The organism is Pelomonas sp. CA6, from assembly GCF_022549225.1.
In the GTDB taxonomy this organism is placed as follows: domain Bacteria; phylum Pseudomonadota; class Gammaproteobacteria; order Burkholderiales; family Burkholderiaceae_C; genus Roseateles.
Genome location: NZ_JAKZFD010000014.1, coordinates 1 through 17,830, shown reverse-complemented (window position 1 = coordinate 17,830; position 17,830 = coordinate 1). Strand labels below are relative to the sequence as shown.

The 17,830-nt window shown below is 71.5% G+C and carries 16 protein-coding genes; 3 read left to right on the top strand and 13 right to left on the bottom strand.

Annotation, left to right across the window (positions count from 1 at the left end; translation table 11 throughout):
• Window positions 1-5: 5 nt before the first annotated feature.
• From LZ017_RS19815 to LZ017_RS19785, 7 genes are all read right to left on the bottom strand, one after another.
• The gene (locus LZ017_RS19815; RefSeq protein ID WP_241398656.1) at window positions 6-614 is read right to left on the bottom strand and encodes a glutathione S-transferase family protein; all 609 of its coding nucleotides are present in this window, start codon (window positions 612-614) and stop codon (window positions 6-8) included.
• A gap of 9 nt (window positions 615-623) precedes the next feature.
• Window positions 624-1,349, bottom strand: a complete 726-nt coding sequence (locus LZ017_RS19810) for an alanyl-tRNA editing protein (protein ID WP_241398655.1) — start codon at window positions 1,347-1,349, stop codon at window positions 624-626.
• The gene (locus LZ017_RS19805) at window positions 1,346-1,927 is read right to left on the bottom strand and encodes a VOC family protein (RefSeq protein WP_241398654.1); all 582 of its coding nucleotides are present in this window, start codon (window positions 1,925-1,927) and stop codon (window positions 1,346-1,348) included. Before LZ017_RS19805 ends, LZ017_RS19810 begins: the two co-directional genes overlap by 4 nt.
• A 68-nt stretch (window positions 1,928-1,995) precedes the next feature.
• Complete coding sequence (locus LZ017_RS19800; protein ID WP_241398653.1) at window positions 1,996-2,835, bottom strand: PhzF family phenazine biosynthesis protein; 840 nt, start codon at window positions 2,833-2,835, stop codon at window positions 1,996-1,998.
• 8 nt (window positions 2,836-2,843) lie between these two features.
• Window positions 2,844-3,299, bottom strand: coding sequence for a GNAT family N-acetyltransferase (locus LZ017_RS19795; RefSeq protein ID WP_277604817.1), 456 nt, complete (start codon window positions 3,297-3,299; stop codon window positions 2,844-2,846).
• A 17-nt stretch (window positions 3,300-3,316) separates the two neighbouring features.
• Window positions 3,317-4,525: a PLP-dependent aminotransferase family protein gene (locus LZ017_RS19790; RefSeq protein ID WP_241398651.1), complete on the bottom strand. Its 1,209-nt coding sequence runs from the start codon at window positions 4,523-4,525 to the stop codon at window positions 3,317-3,319.
• A gap of 56 nt (window positions 4,526-4,581) precedes the next feature.
• Entirely contained in the window at window positions 4,582-5,526 is a 945-nt protein-coding gene (locus LZ017_RS19785) for a DMT family transporter (protein ID WP_241398650.1), read from the bottom strand.
• A 77-nt stretch (window positions 5,527-5,603) separates the two neighbouring features.
• On the opposite strand from LZ017_RS19785, the gene LZ017_RS19780 reads away from it, so the two are divergent.
• Together LZ017_RS19780 and LZ017_RS19775 are read left to right on the top strand one after the other, a co-directional pair.
• Window positions 5,604-7,058, top strand: a complete 1,455-nt coding sequence (locus LZ017_RS19780; RefSeq protein WP_241398649.1) for a PLP-dependent aminotransferase family protein — start codon at window positions 5,604-5,606, stop codon at window positions 7,056-7,058.
• 4 nt (window positions 7,059-7,062) lie between these two features.
• The gene (locus LZ017_RS19775) at window positions 7,063-7,890 is read left to right on the top strand and encodes a fumarylacetoacetate hydrolase family protein (RefSeq protein ID WP_241398648.1); all 828 of its coding nucleotides are present in this window, start codon (window positions 7,063-7,065) and stop codon (window positions 7,888-7,890) included.
• Window positions 7,891-7,906: 16 nt separating this feature from the next.
• On the opposite strand, the gene LZ017_RS19770 is transcribed toward LZ017_RS19775, so the two are convergent.
• From LZ017_RS19770 to LZ017_RS19760, 3 genes are all read right to left on the bottom strand, one after another.
• The gene (locus tag LZ017_RS19770; RefSeq protein WP_241398647.1) at window positions 7,907-9,781 is read right to left on the bottom strand and encodes an ATP-binding cassette domain-containing protein; all 1,875 of its coding nucleotides are present in this window, start codon (window positions 9,779-9,781) and stop codon (window positions 7,907-7,909) included.
• Between the two features lie 39 nt (window positions 9,782-9,820).
• Window positions 9,821-10,990 (bottom strand): hypothetical protein, encoded by a 1,170-nt coding sequence (locus LZ017_RS19765; RefSeq protein WP_241398646.1) that lies wholly within the window; start codon window positions 10,988-10,990, stop codon window positions 9,821-9,823.
• An 80-nt stretch (window positions 10,991-11,070) separates the two neighbouring features.
• The gene (locus LZ017_RS19760) at window positions 11,071-11,925 is read right to left on the bottom strand and encodes an AraC family transcriptional regulator (RefSeq protein WP_241398645.1); all 855 of its coding nucleotides are present in this window, start codon (window positions 11,923-11,925) and stop codon (window positions 11,071-11,073) included.
• A 104-nt stretch (window positions 11,926-12,029) separates the two neighbouring features.
• On the opposite strand from LZ017_RS19760, the gene LZ017_RS19755 reads away from it, so the two are divergent.
• A complete protein-coding gene (locus tag LZ017_RS19755; RefSeq protein ID WP_241398644.1) occupies window positions 12,030-13,430 on the top strand; it encodes a cytochrome P450 in 1,401 nt (466 codons plus the stop codon).
• Between the two features lie 15 nt (window positions 13,431-13,445).
• Here the strand turns inward: LZ017_RS19755 and gshB are convergent, their stop codons facing one another.
• From gshB to LZ017_RS19740, 3 genes are all read right to left on the bottom strand, one after another.
• Entirely contained in the window at window positions 13,446-14,411 is a 966-nt protein-coding gene (gene gshB / locus LZ017_RS19750) for a glutathione synthase (protein WP_241398643.1), read from the bottom strand.
• A gap of 49 nt (window positions 14,412-14,460) precedes the next feature.
• Window positions 14,461-15,633, bottom strand: a complete 1,173-nt coding sequence (locus LZ017_RS19745) for a benzoate/H(+) symporter BenE family transporter (RefSeq protein ID WP_241398642.1) — start codon at window positions 15,631-15,633, stop codon at window positions 14,461-14,463.
• A gap of 96 nt (window positions 15,634-15,729) precedes the next feature.
• Window positions 15,730-17,613, bottom strand: a complete 1,884-nt coding sequence (locus LZ017_RS19740; protein WP_241398641.1) for a potassium transporter Kup — start codon at window positions 17,611-17,613, stop codon at window positions 15,730-15,732.
• Between the last annotated feature and the right edge of the window lie 217 nt (window positions 17,614-17,830).

Genomic DNA, 17,830 nt, shown 5'->3' with positions numbered 1-17,830 from the left:
CCGGCTCACGGGCCGGCCGCCGGCCCGTGGACCGCGAAGCCCGGCCTCCGCGCCAGGGTCTGCAGATAGGCTTGCACCGCAGGCAAGTCGGGCCGCTCCATGGGCGCGGCCTGCCAGCGGTGCGCCGACAGGCCCAGCACCACGTCCGCCAGCGTGAAGTCCTGGCCCGACACATAGGCCCCGGTGTGCTGCAGCTGCGCGTCCAGCATCGCCATGTGGCGGTTCCACTGGGCCACACCCGCCGCAATCTGCGTGGCATCCTGGTGCGCCGGACTGCGCCGCACCAGTCCCATGAAGGCATAGCGCCAGCTGTTATTCAGCTCGGTAGCCTGCCAGTCCATCCACTGCTCGATCCGCGCCGCGGCTTGCGGCTGCGCGGGCAGCAGGTCGGTGCGCCGCTCGCGCCGCGCCAGATAGCGGCAGATGGCGTTGCTCTCCCACATCGAGAAATCCCCATCGACCAGCACCGGCATCATCGCGTTCGGGTTCAGCGCACGAAAGGCGGGTGACTGCAGATCCGCGTCCTCGCGCTGGAACGGCAGGCCCAGCTCGACGCAGGTCCACAGCACCTTGCGCACATTGATCGAGGTCGCACGACCCAGTATGCGGATCATCGCCACCCCTCAGGCCGGAGCCGGCGGCGCGAACCCCAGCACCACCCGCCGCGTCTTCGCGGACTTCTTTTCGATCTTGGTGACCACCACCGCGCCGATCTCGCCGGTATTGCCCACATGGGTGCCTCCGCAGGGCTGCAGGTCCACGCCGTCGATCTTCAGCAGCCGCACGCGGCCGGAGCCGCGCGGCGGCTGCACGCTCATGCTGCGCACCAGGCCCGGGTTGGCGTCCAGCTCGGCATCGCTGATCCAGCTGTGGCTGACCGGATGAGCGGCCGAGATCAGCCGGGCCAGGCCTTGGTTGAGTTGGTCCTTGTCCAGCGGATCGGTCATGTGGAAGTCCAGCCGCGCGTACTGCGCAGTGATGGAGCAGCCGTCGACCGGATGCGGCACCAGCGCGCACAGCAGGTGGGTCGCGGTGTGGAAACGCATGTGCGCCTGGCGGCGCGACCAGTCGATGCAGGCCGTCAGCGGCTGTCCCGGGGCCAGGTCTTGCCAGGCCTGGTCCGGCGCCGGCAGGTGCAGGATCTCGCCGCCCTCGCCCTTGCGGGTGTCGGCGATCGCGATCTCGCGGCCATCGGCCAGGCGCAGCACGCCGGCGTCCCCGGCCTGGCCGCCGCCTTGTGGATAGAACACGCTGCGGTCCAGCACCAGTCCGCGTTCGTCGGCACGCAGCAGCGTGGCGCTGCATTCGCGCAGCGTCGCATCCTCGCGGAACAGCTCTTCGGTCTTCATCCAATCAACTCCAGCACCAGCTCGCCACGTGCGGTTTGCAGGCGCGCCTGCAGGCCATCGCGCGCCTCGAAGCTCAGCAGCTCCACGCCGCTGGCCGGCATCGCATCGGTGGGATGGGCGTCGCCCCATTCGATCATCACCGGCAGTGCCTCGCGGCGCAGCCGGCGCCCGTCCTCGCGCAGTGCGATGCGCCAGCTGAGCGCGCCGCGCGACGCCGTCACCGGCTCGCCGGCATCGACGCCCTCGCCGCGCCACTGCGCCAGCGCCGCATCCAGGTTGGGCACGCGGGCCACCCAGTGGATGAGTCCCGGGCCGGCCTCGCGCAGCCGCTGCTGCAGCGCGGGTTGGTCGAGGTCGAACCAGCGCGCGCGCCCGGGCGGTGGCGCCTCGGGATCGATCGCGATGATCTCCAGATAGCAGCGCGGATGGTTGGGCGCGCTGATGTTCAGCAGCCGGTTGTGCGTGCCCATCAGGGCATGCTTGCCGCCCGGCCCGGGTGTGACCCCGAGCACGCGTTCGCACCAGGCCACGCCCTCTTCCAGCGTCGCCGCCCCCACCACCAGATGATCCAGCTCCATGCCCGACTCCCTCTGTCAGTCCGCGCCCGGAGGGCGGACAAGCCCTGCGGAGCGCGGGCGCGGCGGGATCACAGCCTCACCTGGCCATGGATCAGCGGCGTCACGTCACCGCCGATCCAGCACTCCGTCCCCTCGCGATGGACATGCACGCGTCCGTCGCGCCCCAGCGCCTTGCCTTGTCCGGCGACATAGCGCTCGCCGGCATGGCCGGCTTCCATCAGCCACAGCGCCAGGCCGGCGTTCAGGCTGCCGGTGACCGGATCTTCCGGCACACCCAGCCCCGGCACGAAGGCCCGGACCTCGAACTGCAGCGCTGCGCCCTCAGGATAGGGCCCAACCACGCCCAGCTTCAAGCCCTCCATCGCCACGAAGTCGGGTTGCAGCGCCAGCACCGCGTCGGCGCTGGCCAGCCGCGCGGCCATCCATTGCGGGCCGTTGTCGACCCAGACCAGGTCCAGCAGCGCCTCCGGCGCCAGGCGCAGTGCGCGCAGCGCCTGTTCGCGCAACGCGGGCTCGACCGGTCCGCAGCGGCGCAGCGGCGGTGCGGCAAAAGCCAGCCGGGCGCCATCGCGGCGCAGGCGCACCAGGCCGATCGCGCATTGCTGGACCAGTTCGCCGGGCTTCTTCGGATCACCGCCGCTGGCCAGCCAGGCATGCGCGGAACCCAGCGTCGGATGACCGGCGAACGGCAGCTCGCCGCCCGGCGTGAAGATGCGCACGCGGTAGTCGGCCGCCGGATCGGTGGGCGGCAGCAAGAAGGTGGTCTCGGACAGATTGGTCCAGCGCGCGAAGGCCGCCATCGTGGCGTCGTCCAGCCCCGCGCCGTCGACAACGACGGCCAGCGGGTTGCCCTTAAAGGGCTGGTCGGTGAACACATCGACCTGCAGGAAACGGCGCAGCTGGGTCATGGGGACGATCACTCCTGGGGCTTGAGATAGAGGCCGGGACGCACGATCTCCATGCCGCGCTCCGGCGCGGCCAGCGGCGTGAAGCCGTGGCGCGCGTAGAGGGCATGGGCGTCGCGGGTGACGAGGCTGAAGCGGCGCAGCCCTTGCAGCTGCGGATGGGCAACGACCTGGCGCACCAGCCAGTCGCCCAGCCCGCGGCCGCGCCAGGGCGGCCGCACGAAGACGTCGCACAAATAGGCGAAGGTGGCGCGGTCGCTGATCACGCGGGCATAGCCCACCAGCGGCGCGGCCGCCTCGCCCTCGGCGGGCAGGCGCAGCACGAAGTTCAGCGAACCCTGCATCGCGCGGCGCAGCAGCTCGCGCGGGATGCCTTCGCACCAATACGCCTGGGCCAGAAAGCCGTGGATGGCGTCCAGATCGGTTTCGCTCCAGTCCTCGTCGCAGCGGGGCGAGAGCCCGTGCATCGCAGGGGCAGTCGCGCTCACGGCGTCGGCACCGCGTCCTGCGCCAGCGCCTCGTGCAGCACCCGGCACAGCTTCTCCACGCCCTCGGCGATCAGCTCGGGGGTCAGCGTGACGAAGGACAGGCGCAGCGTGCGCGGGTCCGGCTGGTGCGCGTAGAACGCGGCGCCCGGCACATAGGCCACGCCCGCGTCCACCGCGCGCGGCAGCAGCGCCATCGCGTCCAGGCCCTCGGGCAGGCGGATCCAGAAGAACATGCCGCCCTCGGGGCTCTGCCATTCGCAGCCCTCGGGCAGGTACTCGCGCAGCGCCACGGCCATGGCGTCGCGGTTGGCCTTGTAGCGCGCGCGGATGCTGGGCACATGCTGGTCCAGGAAGCCGTTCTTGATGACCTCGTGCACGACGCGCTGGTTGAAGCCCGGCGTGTGCAGGTCGGCCGCCTGCTTGGCCTGCAGCAGCTTGGGATACAGCGCCGGCGGCGCCACCAGCCAGCCCAGGCGGAAGCCCGGCGTCAGCACCTTGGAGAAGGAGCCCAGGTAGACGGTGCCCTCCGGCCACAGGGAAGCCAGCGACGGCGGCGGCGGCTGGTCGAACCACAGGTCGCCATAGGGGTTGTCTTCGACGATGGGCACATGGGCCTGGCGCGCCGCGGCCACCAGCGCCTGGCGGCGTTCCAGGCTCATCACGCGGCCGGTGGGGTTCTGGTAGTTGGGCAGCAGATAGGCGAAGCGGGTGCCCGGCGCATCGTGCGGCAGGCGCGCGATGGCCTCGGGCAAGGGCCCCTGCTCGTCGCTTTCCAGGCTGCTGAACAGCGGCTCATAGGGCGTGAAGGCCTGCAGCGCGCCCAGGTAGGTGGGCGTCTCCACCGCCACCGGCGCGCCGGCGTCGCACAGCACCTTGCCCACCAGGTCCAGGCCCTGCTGCGAACCGCTGGTGATCAGCACCTGGTCGGGGGTGCAGGCCAGGCCCAGGGTCGCCATCTTGGCCACCACCCACTCGCGCAGCGGGCCGTAGCCCTCGCTGGCCGCGTACTGCAGCGCCTCCTTGGCCTGGCGCCCCAGCACCTGGTCGCAGGCCGTCCGGATGGCGTCCACCGGGAAGGTGTCGCTGGACGGCAGGCCGCCCGCCATGGACAGGATGCCGGGCTTCTCGGTGACCTTGAGGATCTCCCGGATGATGGAGGGGTTCATACGGGCGGCGCGGCGGGCCTGGGTCCAGATGGCGCTCATGGGCGAGTCTCCTTTTGATTGATTCCGTCGTTGTACCACCGGCTTCGTGGCGAAATTCAGCGTTCTGAACGCGGTGCGTCGGTGGGCGGCGCCGACAGACTCTTGCCCGCCCACACCACCGCGATCACCGCCAGCGCAAAGCCCAACGTGCCGGCGTCCAGCCGCTCGCCCAGCAGCGGCACCGCCATCAGCATGGACAGAAAGGGCTGCAGGATCTGGACCTGGCTGATGTGCAGCGCGCCGCCCAGCGCCAGCGCCCGGTACCAGGCGAAAAAGCCCAACCACATCGAGAACAGCGACACATAGAGGAAGCCCCCCCAGGCCGCGCCCGAGACGGGCTGCGAGGGCCAGCTCAGCAGCGTCAGCGGCAGGGTCAGCGGCAGGCTGAGCACCAGGGTCCAGCAAATCACCTGCTCGGGCTTCATGCGGCGCGACAGCCCGGCACCGCCCACATAGCCCAGCGCGGCCGCGCACACCCCGCCCAGCAGCAGCAGATCCGCCCACTGCGGCGCGCCGGCGCCACGCCAGGCCGCGAAGGCGATCACCAGCGCCAGCCCGGCCAGCGCGCAGCCCCAGAAGGCCGGCCGCGCGCGCTGGCGCAGCAGCAGCGCGGCACAGACCGCGGTGGCCAGCGGCAGCACGCCCGAGATCACCGACGCATGGACGGCGTCCACCTGCTGCACCGCCATGCTCATCAGCAGCGGCCAGCCGAACACCACGCCGGCGGCGATGAAGGCCAGGCTCTGCCATTGCCGCCCGCGCGGCAGCGGCGCGCGCGTCCAGCGCAGATAGACCAGCGAGCACAGCCCGGCCAGCGCCGCGCGCCCCAGCGCGATGAACTCGGCCGGCAGCTGCGGCGCCGCGACACTCCCGCTGGCCAGCCGCGTCATCGGGATGCTCAGGGCAAAGATGGCCACGCCCAGCAGACCCAGGGCCCAGGCGGAGCCCGAGGGCGCAGGCGCCAGGGCAGGCGCGGTCAGGGAGGAGGTTTTGCTGGACATGATGCGACCCAGTCTAGGGCCACCGACCAGCACAGAACCAATACACTTGCCCATACAAATTTCGCGTCTGTATTGGCATGGACACCAGCACAGCCTCCGACCTCGCCGCCCCCATCGCCGCTGCGGGCGCCCTCTCCCGCCAGGCCAGCCAGTCGCTCGCCCAGCAGTTGGCGCAGCGCTTCGCGCAGCGCATCCAGCAGCGCCTGCTGCTGCCCGGCGCGCGCCTGCCCTCGGTGCGCGAATGCGCCCGCCACCATGGCGTGAGCCCCTACACCGTGGTCGCGGCCTATGACCAGCTGCTCGCCCAGGGCCTGCTGGAGGCGCGCAAGAAGCGTGGCTTCTTCGTGCGCGAGCTCCGGCCGCCACAGGCGGCGCGCGGCCCGGGCGCGCGGCCGCCCGCGCCGTCGCCCAAGCTGGTGGACGCCAGCGCGCTGATCCGTGGCATGTTCCAGGCCGACGCGCGGCGCGCGCCCGGCCTGGGCACGCTGCCCGAGGACTGGCTGGACCTGGGCCTGCTGCAGTCCACGCTGCGCAAGCTGGCCGCTCAGGCCGAGGACCGGCTGCTGTGCGGCTATGGCGAGCCGCGCGGCGACCAGCGCCTGCGCGAGGCCCTGTCGCAGCGCCTGCTGGACCTGGGCGTGCATGCCGGCGCCGAGCAGATCCTCAGCACCGTGGGCGCCACCCATGGCCTGGACCTGATCACCCGCAGCCTGCTCAAGCCCGGCGACGCGGTGTTGGTGGACGACCCGGGCTGGGCGATCGAATACGCCCGCCTCACGCGCGCCGGCATGCGCCTGCTGCCGGTGCCGCGCGGCGAGCAGGGGCCGGACCTGGCGGTGATGCGCCAGCTGATCGCCCAGCACCAACCGCGCGCCTATGTCACGGTGTCGGTGTTGCACAACCCCACCGGCGCGAGCCTGAGCCTGGCCTGCGCCCACGAACTGTTGAAGCTGGCCGAGGCGGCCGACCTGCTGATCGTCGAGGACGACACCTACGCGCTGTTCGCGCCCAGCCACGCGCCGCGCCTGGCGACGCTGGACCAGCTGCGGCGCACGGTCTATGTCTCGGGCTTCTCCAAGATCCTCTCCCCGGCTTGGCGCGTGGGCTATGTGGCGGCCAGCGCGGAACGCATCACCGAACTGACCGAGACCAAGCTGTTGTCCTCGCTGACCACCAGCCCGCTGATGGACCGCGCGGTCGCACTGTGCCTGGAACAGGGCCAGCTGCGCCGCCATGCCGAACGCGTGCTCGCCAAGCTGGACGCCGCGCGCCAGCGCAGCGTGCGCCTGGCCGAGGACGCGGGCTGCCGCTTCGTCTGTCCGCCGCAGGGCCTGTTCGGCTGGCTGGACACCGGCATGGACACCGAGCGCCTGGCCCAGCGCATGATGGACCTGGGCTGGCTGGTGGCGCCGGGCATGCTGTTCAGCCCAACACGCCAGCCCGGCACGCTGATGCGCATCAACTTTGCCACCTCGCAGGACCTGCGCTTCTGGCGCACGCTGGAGAAGGTGCGCGACGAGCTGGCGCACTGAACCCATGAATACACCCACGCCCACCCCTACCCCACCCTCGCCCACCCCAACGCCATCGCGTCCGCAGGACCTGGGCGCCGCGCTGGCCCAGGCCTGGCGCGGCGGGCCGCCGCTGGACGCGCGCGACTGGTCGCTGCCGGATCTGCCCACCGCGGAGGCCGCGCTGGCCGAGCTGAACCGCCGGCTGGGCTGGCAGCCGCCGGGCCGCCCGCAGTATTGGAAATGCGGGGCGGCCTCGCGCACCGCGGCGCTGGGCATGGCGCCGCTGGCGCCGGACGGCGTGCGTGAGGGCGCGGCCGCGGCGGACTTTGGCGATCTGCGCCTGATCGGCGCGGAAGCCGAGATCGCGCTGCGCCTGGCGCGCGACGTGGGGCCCGACGAGGCCGCCGCGCTGCGCCCCGGCGAAACCGGCGGCCTGATCGACGCGATGGCGGTGGCCATCGAATGGATCGCGTCGCGCTGGCGCCAGGGGCTGGCCGCCGACCCGCTGCTGCGCCATGCCGACGCCCAGTCCCACGGCGCGCTGGCGCTGGGCCCCTGGCAGGCCTGGCGGCCCGGCCACGACTGGGCGCGTCAGCCGGTGTCGCTGGCGGTGCAGGGCCCGCCGGGCTCGGCCGCGCGCGCGCCGCAGGCGGGGACGGGCGGCCATGGGCTGGACGACCCGGGCTGGCTGCTCGCCGGCTGGCTGCAGCGGCTCACCGCCCGGGGTCAGGTCGTGCCCGCGGGCAGCATCGTCACCACCGGCGCCTGGCGCGTGGCGCTGGACCTGCCCCCGGGCAGCGCGGTGGACGCGGCCTTCGACGGGCTGGGCCGGCTGCGCTCGCGCTGTTGAACGCTGTTGAACGCGCTCAGCGCGAGCCCAGCTCTTCCCAGCGCTCCAGCAGCTGCATCAGCTCGTCCTCGATCTGCCCGGCGCGGGTCGTGACCTCGGCGATGCGCGCGGCGCCCTGGCCGTAGAGCTCACTGCCGTTGAGCAGCGCGTTCAGGCTGGCCTGCTCGGCCTCCAGCGCCTCGATGCGCGCGGGCAGTTCGTCGAGCTCACGCTGGTCCTTGTAGCTGAGCTTGCGCTTGGTCGCGGTCGCCGCCGCGGGGGCGGGCGCCACGGCCGGCTTGGGCGCCGCCGGGGCCGGCGCGCGCGCGGCGGCCAGGGCCTGGGCGCGGCGCGACTGGTCCAGCCAGTCCTGCACGCCGCCCTCGTACTCGCGCCAGCGGCCCTCGCCCTCGGCCACCAGCGTGGAGGTCACGACGTTGTCGACGAAGCGGCGGTCATGGCTGACGAGGAAGACGGTGCCGTCGTAGTCCTGCAGCAGCTCTTCGAGCAGCTCCAGGGTCTCGATGTCCAGGTCGTTGGTCGGCTCGTCCAGCACCAGCACATTGGCCGGGCGCGCGAACAGGCGCGCCAGCAGCAGCCGGTTGCGCTCGCCGCCGGACAGCGTGCGCACCGGCGAATTGGCGCGCGCCGGCGCGAACAGGAAGTCGCTGAGGTAGCTCATCACATGCTTGCGCTGGCCCCCGATCTCTATCCATTCGCTGCCGGGGCTGATGGTGTCGGCCAGCGTGGCATCGAGGTTCAGGCCCTCGCGCATCTGGTCGAAGTAGGCCACGGTCAGCCGCGTGCCCAGGCGCACCTGGCCTTCGTCCGGCGGCAGTTCGCCCAGGATCAGCTTGAGCAGCGTGGTCTTGCCCGCGCCGTTGGGGCCGATCAGGCCGATCTTGTCGCCGCGCAGGATGGTGGTGCTGAAGTCGCGCACGATCACGCGTTCGCCGAAGCGTTTGCCCACGCCTTCCAGCTCGGCGACCCGCTTGCCGGACAGCTCGCCGGCGTCGAGGTTGAGCTTGACCCGGCCCTGCGCGTCGCGCCGCGCCGCATGCTGCTCGCGCAAGCCCACCAGGCGCGCCACGCGCGCCACGCTGCGCGTGCGCCGCGCCTCGACGCCCTTGCGGATCCAGATCTCTTCCTGCGCCAGCAGCTTGTCGAAGCGCGCATTGGCCAGCGCCTCGGCCTCCAGCTCGCGCTGCTTGGCGGCCTCGAAGGCGGCGAAGTTGCCCGGATAGCTGCGCAGCAGGCCCCGGTCCAGCTCGACGATGCGGGTGCAGACCGCGTCCAGGAAGGCACGATCGTGGGTGATCAGCAGCAGGCTGCCACCGAAGTCCTTCAGCAGCTCTTCCAGCCAGGCGATGGCCTCCAGGTCCAGGTGGTTGGTCGGCTCGTCCAGCAGCAGCACGTCGGGCTGGGCGGCGAGCGCGCGCGCCAGCGCGACCCGCTTGCGCAACCCGCCGGACAAATCGTCGACACGGCGCGTGCCATCCAGCGCCAGACGCTGCAGCGTCTCATCGACGCGCTGCTCCCAGGTCCAGCCGCCCAGCGCCTCGATGCGACTCTGCAGCGCGTCGAGATCCTCGCCGGGCGCATGCGCCTCGTAGCGCGCGCGCAGCGCCTTGGCTTCGGCCACGCCCTCGCTGACCACCTCGAAGATGGTGGCGCCGCTCTGCAACTCCGGTTCCTGCGGCACGTAAACGCGGCGCAGATTCTGTTGCTGTTGCAGCAGGCCATCGTCCAGCTTTTCCAGGCCGGCCAGGATCTTCAGCAGCGACGACTTGCCGCTGCCGTTGCGGCCGATCAGGCCGACGCGCTCGCCGGCCTCCAGAGCAAAGGCGGCGCCATCGAGCAGCGGGACATGGCCGAAGGCCAGGTGGGCATTGGTGAGGGAGAGAACAGCCATGGGCGCGATTGTCCCAGAGGGCCGCGCCCCGCCCCGCGGTCAGCCGCCGCGCAGCTCGCCCATCGCGCCCAGCCAGCCCGGCGCCTCGCGCGCGAGCCAGTCGCGCGCCGCGGCCTGGCCGCGCAGCTCGGCGTCCAGCAGCGCCAGCGAGCAGGCGCGCAGCGCGGTCTGGTAGGACTCGGTGCCATAGGTCTCGGCCACCGGCAGGCGGGCCGCCGAAGGCAGGCGACGCGGGTTGCCTTCCTGGGTGCCTCCGGCGCCGCGCCCGGATCGACCACGCCCGACACCGCTCTCTGGCGTGGCCATGGGCAAGGTGCTGCGCGCGGTCTGCAGGCCCGCCAGCGGCAGGCTGCCCGAGAGCTGGGCATGGCGGGCTCCGTCCAGCATCAGCAGGTGCTGGCCGGGCCGCGGCGCGGCAGCGAACCAGTCCGGCAGCCGCGCGGCGGGCTGAGCCCATTCCATCGGATCCTGGTCCAGCGAGCCGGCCGCCAGCAGCAGCGGCTGGCGCGGCCAGCGCCAGGCCGGTTCCTGGCGCTGCGCCTCAGCGAGCGAGGGGCTGAGCAGCACCAGGGACGCCGGCGCCGGGACGTCCGTCTCATTCGCCAGCGCCCAGGCCGTGCTGGCGCCGAGGTCGAAGCCCGCCAGCGCGTGGCCGCCGCGGCGCAGGCCCGCCAGCACGCCGTGGCCCACGCCCGCGGGCCCGTGCAGGGTCGCCAGCAGTGCCTTGAGCCGCGCCAGGCGCTGCGCCAGCACCGCCGGCGCATGGCGTTCGCGGCCCAGGCGGGCGAATTCGGCCGCGCGGGCCAGCTCGGAGCGCCAGGCCTGCTCGTCCTCCGTCAGCGCTTGTACCGACAGCACGGCATGGCCGGCCTGCGCCCAGGCGCGGCGCCAGACCGCCCCGCCCTCCGGCCCTTCGCCCAGTCCGGGCAGGTAGAGCACCCAAGGCAGGGCCGCGCCACCCTGCGGCTGCAACAGCAGCAACTCCAGCGGCTCGCCGTCCGGACGCAGGGTCAGGTGTTGCTCGGCCAGCGCGCGTGGCGGCTCGTCGCCGCGATAGCCGGCGCGCTGCAGCTGGCCGGCCTGCTGGCGCTGGCGTTCGCGCACCCGCTGCGCCGGATCGGGCGCGGTACCACAGGCCGCGAGCAGACCGCTCGCCGCGAGGGCCGTGAGCAGACGGCGGCGCGGAACATCGGGACGGGTCGGCATCATGGCGGCGATTGTGGCGTCAGGCCCGGGCCGGCCGGCTCCGGGCACGATTCTTTACACCACGCCCCGGCGCCACGCCAAGCCTACTCCCACACGCGGTAGGCCCAGAAGGCCTCTTCCTCGACCAGGCGCCGGCGCAGGTCCTCGGGGCTGAAGCCGGTGACCCGACGCGTCTCGCGGCACAGATGGGCCTGGTCGGCATAGCCGGTGTCCTGGGCCAGCACGCTCCAGGTCAGCGAGCCGGACTCGCCGTCGCGGCGCACCTGGCGGAAGGCCACGTCGGCGCGGCTGAGGCCGCGCAGCGCACGCAGGCTCTGCCCGCTCCACTGCTTGATGCGTCGCTCGACCTGGCGCAGGCTGGCGCCATGACCGGCGGCCACCGCGCGCAGGGCCAGGTGTTGCATCCAGTCCTGGTAGAGCCGGCTGGCCGGGGCCGCCGCCATGCGGCGCGCGCGCCAGCGCGGCAGCAGGAAGTCCTCCAGCAGGCGCTGGCATTCCAGCTCGTCGGCGGCGGCCAGCATGCGCCGGTTCAGCGCCTGCCATTCCGGCCCCAGCAGCTCGTCCATGGGCAGGGCCCGGTCCGTCAGCGTGGAAATGTCCAGCCCGGTCAGCGCGTGCAGCGCATCGGGCGTCAGGCCGGTCATGAAGACACGCACGCCGCCGGTCGAGCGGTACTGCAGCGGCCGTGTCTGCGGCCCGCCCAGCATGCAGCGGCTGGGGATGGGCCACAGCGTGCCGGCTTCGTCGACGCGCCAGCCGTCGCCGTCCAGCGTCCACGACAGCGCGCACAGCGGCGAGGCGGGAAACCAGCTGGTGCGCTGCGATTCGCTCAGGTGGGCCGCTGGGGTGGTATCGCGCCACAGATGGGCTTGCACGCAGCCGGCCAGCGACAGGCCCGGCACCAGCAGCCGGGCGACGGTATCGGGATGCAGATCCATGATGTGCGGCTAGTGTAGGCAGCGCGCTCGCCATGCGGGAATACCCTGGGCCATGTCGCATTCGTTCAAGACGGGACCCGGGCTGCCCCGGGAGCATCGCGGCCATGGACACTTCGACGCCTTCGACGCACCCCGGCCCGCGGCAGGAAAGACAGGACACCGCGCCTTCCGGCGCCCGCCCTCCCGGCCCCTCCGCCCGCTGGCTGGGCCTGCCGCTGCTGCGCGAGATGTCGCGCGACTACCTGGGTTTCATGGGCCGGCTGCACCAGCGCCATGGCGACCTGGTCTACATGCGGCTGATGCACTACCGCGACTACAGCCTGGCCCATCCCGACCAGATCCGCGAGCTGCTCATCGCCAGCCATGACCACCTGGTGCGCTGGAAGCGCGGCATCGAGGTCTTTACCGCCGTCCACGGGCACAGCGTGCTGACCGCCGAGGGCGAGGACTGGAAGCGTCGGCGCCAGATGCTGCAGCCCAGCTTCAACCCGCGCCAGGTGGAGGCCTTCGTGCCGCTGATGACGCAGGCCGCCGACACGGCGCTGCGGCGCTGGGATGCGCTGTCGGACTTTGCGTTCGAGCACGCGATGACGCAGCTGACCATGGACGTGATCCTGCGCAGCCTGTTCTCGCACAACGACGAAGCGCAGAGCCGCCGCGCCGCCGACGCGGTGCACCAGATCAGCGTGATCGCGATGCGCGAGATGTACTGGCCCGTCAGCGCGCCGCAGTGGGCGCCCTGGAAAGCGCCCAAGCGGGAGGCGCTGCGGGTGCTGGAGCAGCTCGTCCTGTCGGAGCTGGCGCGCCGGCGCGAACGCCCCGAGGCGCAGGCGGACCTGCTGCAGCACCTGCTGCAGCTGCGCGATGAACAGGGCCAGCCCCTGAGCCCGCGCCGGCTGCGCGACGAATGCATGACCACCTTCCTCGCCGGACATGAAACCAGTGCCGCGGCGCTGACCTGGTGGGGCTGGTGCATGGCCGCCCATCCGCAGGCGCAGGCGCGCGCGATCGAGGAGGTCGACCAGGTGCTGCAAGGGCGCGTTCCCACGGCCGAGGATCTGCCGCGGCTGCGCTGGCTGGGCCTGTGCGTGAAGGAAGTGTTGCGCCTGTACCCGCCGGCGCCCGCGCTGTTCGCGCGCACGACGACCGCGCCCATCCGCGTCGGCGACTACGAACTGCCGCCGGGCGCCAATGTGCGCCTGACCCCGGCGATCACGCAGCGCGACCCGCGCTGGTTCGAGGAGCCGGAGACCTTCCGGCCGGAGCGCTTCGACCCGGCCAGCGGCCATGCCGAGATTCCGCGCGGCGCCTGGCTGCCCTTCGGCGCCGGGCCGCGGGTCTGCCTGGGCAGCCATTTCGCGCTGACCGAGATCACGCTGATCGCCGCGATGATCCTGCAGCGCCACCGTCTGACACCGGTGCCTGGCGCGCCCACGCCCCGGCCGGTGCTCAACATCATGCTGAGGCCCGCACAGCCGCTGCGTCTGCGTCTGGTGCGGCGCTGAGGCGCCCTCCGACCCTCAGCGCTCCAGCGCGTCGACAAACATGGCCGCCACGTCGAAGCCGGTCTGCGCCGTGATCTCCTGGAAACAGGTCGGGCTGGTGACGTTGATCTCGGTGATGCGGCCGCCGATCAGGTCCAGGCCCACAAGCAGCAGGCCGCGCGCGGCCAGCACCGGGCCCACCGCCTTGGCGACCTCGCGCTCGGTTTCGGTCAGCGGCATGGCCACACCCTTGCCGCCCGCGGCGAGATTGCCGCGCACCTCGCCGCCTTGCGGAATGCGCGCCAGGCTGTAGGGCACGGGCGCCCCGGCGATCAGCAGCACGCGCTTGTCGCCCTCGGCGATCTCGGGCAGGAAGCGCTGCACCATCACGGACTGGGCGCCGCCCTTGTTCAGCGTCTCGATGATGCTGCCCAGGTTCAGCCCGTCCGCGGTGACGCGGAAGATGCCCATGCCGCCCATGCCATCGAGCGGCTTCAGGATGATGTCGCGCTGCTCGGCGTGGAAGGCACGGATCGCCGCGGCCGAGCGCGTCACCAGCGTGGGCGGCGCATGCTCGGCGAACTCCATCAGCGCCAGCTTCTCGGGGTGCTCGCGCAGCGCCGAGGGGCGGTTGAAGACGCGCGCGCCCTCGCGCTCGGCCTGCTGCAGCAGATGGGTGGCGTAGAAGAACTCGGAATCAAAGGGCGGGTCCTTGCGCATCAGCACCGCGTCGACGTCGGCCAGGGCCAGGTCTTGCGTCGCGGCGAGTTCGTACCAGGGCTCCACCTTCTCGCCGGCCTGGCTGGCCAGCGCCGCCGCGCTCAGCGCGAGGCGCTTCGCGCCATGCGCCGTGACCCGCCCGCCGCTGCGCCAGGCCAGGTCCTGAACCTCGCAGGCCCAGATTTCATGGCCGCGGCGCGCCGCCTCGCGCATCATCGCGAAGCTGGAGTCCTTGGCGGTCTTGAAGGTAGGCAGCGGATCGGCGACGAACAGCAGGATCATGGAAGGCCTTGGCATGCAATGTGGAGAAGCGACCGGCGCGGCGCGCCGATCATTTCCTGAAGTGTTGCACCAACAGAGAAACCGCGCCGGCGACCACGCCCCAGAAGGCCGAGCCCACGCCCAGCATCGTGATGCCGGACAGGGTGACCAGGAAGGTCAGGATCGCCGGATCTCGATGGGCCTCGTCCTTCAGCGCCGCGCTCAGGCCACCGGCGATGGTGGACAGCAGGGCCAGCCCGGCGATGGCCGCGACCAGCTCGCGCGGGAAGGCGTTGAGCAGCCCAACGACCGCGCCACCGGCCAGGCCGACCGCGATGTAGAAGAGCCCGGCGCTGACCGACGCGGTGTAGCGCCGCGCGGGGTCCTCATGGGCCTCGCGGCCCATGCAGATCGCCGCCGTGATGGCGGCCAGGTTGAAGGCATAGCCGCCAAAGGGCGCGAGCAGCACCGACATCGCGCCCGTGCTGCCCACGCTGGCCGAGACCGGCGTCTGGTAGCCGGCGGCGCGCTGCGCCGCGACGCCGGGCAGGTTCTGCGAGGCCATGGTGACCAGGAACAACGGCAGCGCCACACCCACCAGCGCGGCCATGCTGAAGCTGGGCGCGGTGAACACGGGCTGAGCCCAGACCTCGCCCCAGGCCGGCATGGCCTCCAGGTGCAGCCGCCCCTGCAGCGCCGCGACGGCCGTGCCCACCAGCAGCACCAGCACCACGGCATAGCGCGGCCACCAGCGCCGCGCGGCCAGGAAGGTCAGCGCCATCGCGATCACCAGAGCCGGCGCGCTGCGGGTGGCCAGCACCGCGTCCAGCGCGAAGCGCGCCAGCACGCCGGCCAGCAGCGCCGACGCGATGGGGACGGGAATGCGGTCCATGACCTTCTCGAACCAGCGCGTCCAGCCGGCCACGCTGATCAGCAGCCCGCAGATCAGAAAGGCGCCGACGCCCTCGGCCATGCTGAGGCCGGAGCTGCTGGCGATCAGCGCGGCGCCCGGCGTGGAGTAGGCGGTCAGCACGGGCTGGCGCGTCCACAGCGACAACGCCAGACTGGTCAGCCCGGTGCCCAGGCCGATGGCCCACAGCCAGGATCCCATCTGCGCCTGGGTCGCGCCCAGCGCCTGGGCGGCCTGGAACACGATGGCCACCGAGCTGGTGTAGCCCACCAGCACGGCGACGAAGCCGGCCACCACGGCCGACAGGGACAGGTCTTGCGTCCAGCGTTTCATGTCAATCGTCCACCCTTCTCACGGCAGGAGACACCGGGTCGAATGCCGGACCACCCCGATCCGCGCCAGGCCAAGATCACCCTTGGACCAGGCGCCTCAGATCTCGACCTTGGAGCCGAGCTCGACGATACGGTTGGTCGGCAGATGCAGGAAGTCCGCCGCGGCAGCCGCATTGCGGTGCATGCTCGCGAACAGCTTCTCGCGCCACAGCGCCATGCCCGAGCCTATCGTGGGGATCACGATGTCGCGCGACAGGAAGTAGCTGGTCTCCATCTCGTCCAGGTGAACGCCGCGCTGCTCCAGCAGCTTGAGCGCCTCGGGCACGTCGGGCTCGTTCTTGAAGCCGAAGTGCAGCACCACCTTCCAGCAGTCGCGGCCCAGGTTCTCGACCTCGATGCGCTTGTCGAACCCGACCCAGGGCACCTCGTGATGGCGCACGCTGACGAAGAGGTTCTGCTCGTGCAGCACCTTGTTGTGCTTGAGGTTGTGCAGCAGCGCGTTGGGCGTCACGCCCTGTTCCGCGGCCAGGAAGACCGCGGTGCCGGCAACGCGCGTGGGCGGGTTCACGAAGACCGCGTTCAGGAAGCTCTGCAGGTCGATCGCGTCCTCGCGCAACTTGTCCGACAGCAGCCGGCGCCCCTGCTTCCAGGTCAGCATCAGCGTGAACATGCCCACGCCGATCAGCAGCGGGAACCAGCCGCCGTGCGCGACCTTCAGCAGATTGGACGCGAGGAAGGTGGCATCGATCAGGAAGAAGGCGCCGGTCGCCGCGACGCACAGCCACAGCGGGTACTTCCAGCCGAAGCGGATCACGAAGAAGGTCATCACCGTGGTGATGGTCATGTCTATCGTCACCGCGACGCCGTAGGCGCCAGCCAGCTTGCTGGATGAGCCGAAGAACACCACCGCGACGACAACGAAGGCGAACAGCCCCCAGTTCACGAAGGGCACGTAGATCTGGCCGGTGTCGCGCACCGAGGTGTGCAGGATGCGCATGCGCGGCAGGATGCCCAGCTGCACCGCCTGCTTGGTGACCGAGAAGGCGGCCGTGATCAGCGCTTGCGACGCGACGATGGCCGCCAGCGTGGCCAGGCCAAACAGCGGGATCTCCGCCCAGCTCGGTGCGATCAGGAAGAAGGGGTTCTTGATCGCCTCGGGGCGCTCCAGCAGCAAGGCCCCCTGGCCGAAGTAGTTGATGACCAGGGCCGGCATCACGAAGCCGTACCAGGCAATGCGTATCGGCTTTTTGCCGAAGTGCCCGAGGTCGGCATAGAGCGCCTCGCCACCGGTCACCACCAGCACCACCGCGCCCAGCGCCACGAAGGCCACCCAGCGGTAGTGCAGGCAGAACTCCAGCGCATAGGCCGGGTTGATCGCCGCCAGCACCCGGGGATTCTCAAGGACCTGCGGAATGCCCAGCAGGGCCAGGCTGGTGAACCACACCAGCATCACCGGACCGAAGGCCTTGCCCACGCCGGCGGTGCCGAAGCGCTGCACGGTGAACAGCCCGGCCAGCACCAGCAGGGTCAGCGGCACGATGGCGCCGTCGTACTCGGGGAAATAGACGTCGATGCCCTCGACCGCGCCCAGCACCGTCATCGCCGGCGTGATCACCGCGTCGCCGAAGAAGATGGCCGTGCCGAACAGGCCCACCATCATCAGCACACGGCGCAGCTTGGGTTTTTCACGCACCGCGGTGGTGGCCAGCGCCAGCATCGCGATCAGGCCGCCTTCGCCATTGTTGTCGGCGCGCAGGATCAGCAGCACGTACTTGAACGAGACCACGATGGTCATGGTCCAGAACAGCAGCGAGAGCACGCCCAGGATGTTGTCCGGCGTCAGCGGCACATGGCCGCCATGGAACACCTCCTTGAGGGCATAGAGGGGGCTGGTGCCGATATCGCCATAGACGACGCCCAGGGCGGCGATGGTGAGACCAGCCAGGGCAGCGGGGCTGCGGTCCGCGGAGGAAGAACTCACGAAAACAAGGGCGGTCCCAAGGCTCGGGAAACAGAACCTCGGCCGCCAGAAGTCTAAACAGCGTATTTTGTGCCGCGCGTTGTGCAGCGCGTCAATCGCTCCCCCCGCGCCGTGGGGCTTGCCCGGAGCCCATGCGTTGCAGGCGGGCCGCGCCGCGCTATTGACAAGCCGTGCCGTGACAGGCAGCTGTCCGCCGCGGAGAGACGCCGCGACCATA